The 2,449-nt window shown below is 33.9% G+C and carries 5 protein-coding genes; 2 read left to right on the top strand and 3 right to left on the bottom strand.

What is annotated here, in order from left to right:
* Positions 1 to 630: 630 nt before the first annotated feature.
* Entirely contained in the window at positions 631 to 876 is a 246-nt protein-coding gene (locus AC3ASS_RS14015; protein WP_488284125.1) for an HNH endonuclease, read from the top strand.
* A gap of 25 nt (positions 877 to 901) precedes the next feature.
* Positions 902 to 1,189 (top strand): nucleotidyltransferase family protein, encoded by a 288-nt coding sequence (locus AC3ASS_RS14010; protein WP_441163011.1) that lies wholly within the window; start codon positions 902 to 904, stop codon positions 1,187 to 1,189.
* A gap of 178 nt (positions 1,190 to 1,367) precedes the next feature.
* Here AC3ASS_RS14010 and AC3ASS_RS14005 read toward each other — a convergent pair whose 3' ends face one another.
* The 3 genes from AC3ASS_RS14005 to AC3ASS_RS13995 form a co-directional block, all read right to left on the bottom strand.
* Positions 1,368 to 1,568 carry a hypothetical protein gene (locus AC3ASS_RS14005; protein ID WP_488284124.1) on the bottom strand — a complete coding sequence of 67 codons (201 nt, stop codon included), beginning with the start codon at positions 1,566 to 1,568 and terminating at the stop codon, positions 1,368 to 1,370.
* Between the two features lie 94 nt (positions 1,569 to 1,662).
* Positions 1,663 to 2,019 (bottom strand): ankyrin repeat domain-containing protein, encoded by a 357-nt coding sequence (locus AC3ASS_RS14000; RefSeq protein WP_441163009.1) that lies wholly within the window; start codon positions 2,017 to 2,019, stop codon positions 1,663 to 1,665.
* A gap of 71 nt (positions 2,020 to 2,090) precedes the next feature.
* Positions 2,091 to 2,300, bottom strand: coding sequence for a hypothetical protein (locus AC3ASS_RS13995; protein ID WP_100332641.1), 210 nt, complete (start codon positions 2,298 to 2,300; stop codon positions 2,091 to 2,093).
* Positions 2,301 to 2,449 lie beyond the last annotated feature (149 nt).

The raw sequence follows: 2,449 nt of genomic DNA, 5'->3' as shown, positions 1-2,449 counted from the left end.
ATTTGTTCTTTAAATTCTTTAGTAAATGTTCTTCTTTTTCTCTTAGTCATAATTGATTCCCCTCCGACTCATGTTGAATCAAGTTTATATGACCTTAACGAATCTGTCTAATTAAGTGTAACCTATCCAAGTAGCGAAATAAATGACATAGAAGACTTTAAAGAAATTTCTTCAAAGACTTTTGAGTTTAATAGTATTCCATTTCTTCTCGAATGAATCTTATCAGTAATTGGATCTCTTTACTATCTAGGTTTGCTAATAATTCCATGACAATCTAGGCTTCTTCTGCAAATATTGCACTCCCTAGAATACTCTGTTTTAAAGCAGGTTTAATATCATTTACTATCATCAAATCTATCGACTTCTGAAAACAATCCTCAAGTTCAAATTTTAATTCTATATATGATCAAAAGATAGGTCCGAATCGTTAAACTCAACGATTAAATCAATATGCTTGATTCATTTTGCTTTTCGCGACTATATGAACTGAACAACTCAATTCGCTTGACGCCATATTTTTGTTTCCATTTGTTCAAGTTTCTTGATAATTCAGCAAGGGTTTTTTGCTGCAATAACACACCATTACCGCCATTTTTGATATAATATCCTCAGAAAAATTTAGTATTAATATTGAGTAAACCATATTTTGAAACATATTATTGCGTATTGGAAGATAATTGGAATGGAAATTATTTTGCCGGGATTATAAAGAACATCGCATACGTTGATACAATTGATCACAAAGTTTCCAGAGCAAAAGGCGGCTTAAGCACCCCACAAAACTGTGTTTGTACTTGCATTAAGTGCAATCAAGATAAAGATGACATGGAGTATGAGGGATTTATAGGTAGCGTAGAATTGAATGGACAGGTTTAAGTGGGCAAAAAATGAGGGATGAACGGTGTTATGTGATGTTCTTGAAGAAAAGCGTGATGTAATCATAAAAATCGGAAAGAAGCATGGGATTGATAATATACGAGTATTTGGATCGGCAGCAAGATTGGAAGATGGACCAAATAGCGACCTTGATTTACTAGTTGATATTGATCCAGAAAGAAGTTTATTTGATCTGATTCGGTTTAAACATGAACTGGAAGATCTACTTGGTATAAGTGTTGATGTTGTTACAGAAAATGCCATTCATTGCAGTATAAGACAGGCTATATTAGCAGAAGCTGTTCAACTGTGAAAACATACAAGTAAAAGCCGGGCCTTCACATTTATTAGCTGAGATGTAGTCTCTCCAATCATTGCTCCCGTTAATTCACCATTTAAATCACGGAAATATGCATTCGCTACATTTTTATCTCCAAATATTTTGCCGGCTACATAATGTCTCCTGCTATCAAAACCAACAACATATTATTTCATTCCCGCTCCCATTCCCCTCCACAATCAGGACACTGCCACTTCAGGGTTCGGTCTTCCTCACGACTATAAATTGCAATCTTTCGTGAACCGTGCGTCGCACTACCATAGTGATGACGTATTTTTTCTGGGATATCTTTTCCTTGCAGATCAACATTGCAATATGGACAGAACTCTTTGTTATCTCTAGGTTTATTCATCAATTACCCACCTTTCAAATGTAGAGTTGTTGATAACTGTGTTTCTCCCACTTCCTTGTTACACGATTATATCGGTAATTTTAGCTTCTGATAGTTACTGAACATACTTCCTAAGCAATTCTATTATTTCTGATTGATAATGGCTATCCCAGCCACTAGATGCCCTTTTAAAACAGGTACTATCTACTACTGCACCATGTTGTAATAGAAGTTCCGCAATATCATAAAAACCAAAATAGCAGGCAATGTGAAGTGCAGTTCTACCTAGTTTATCTTTCTTATTGACATCGACACCATGATGAATAAGCCTATTGGTAAAGGTGAAATTATTTTCATGAACCGCCCAATATAAAAGGGTTTGTTCATTTATTTCCTCATTCACGTCATGTGTTTTTAAATATTCGTCTAAATCTGATACATTTTCATTTCGCAAAAGCATGAAATAGTCCACTTCTGAACACCTCTTTCACTTTTCAATAAATCATACTAAGAAAAAGAGTATTGTTGGATACTATTCCACTCTTACTTTTTATGATTAAACCATTTATCCCACAGTTCATGAAACACGAAGTTGTACTTAATCATCACTCCATAACCAACAATTAAACCTAAAATTAAAAAAGGGTGTATTGGTTGATTTAAAATCAGATTTACAATAACTAAATAGGTTGCTGCTACATTCAGACTGATTGCCATCGCATTGATGTAAAAAATAAGTTTAAAGAAGTCCATTAACTTCACCTTGCTTTGGATTCGTATGATTTCATTATTACATACTAAGCTATTTACAATCTATTATGAATCTGGATAGGTTACACTTAGTTGGACAGATTAGTTAAGGTCATATATACTTAAACCTTACAAAAAGATGGGAGCAAATT

Source organism: Bacillus sp. JST-5 (assembly GCF_057747715.1).
The sequence above is the reverse complement of the archived record's forward strand: the minus strand, read 5'-3'. Positions and strand labels throughout refer to the sequence as shown.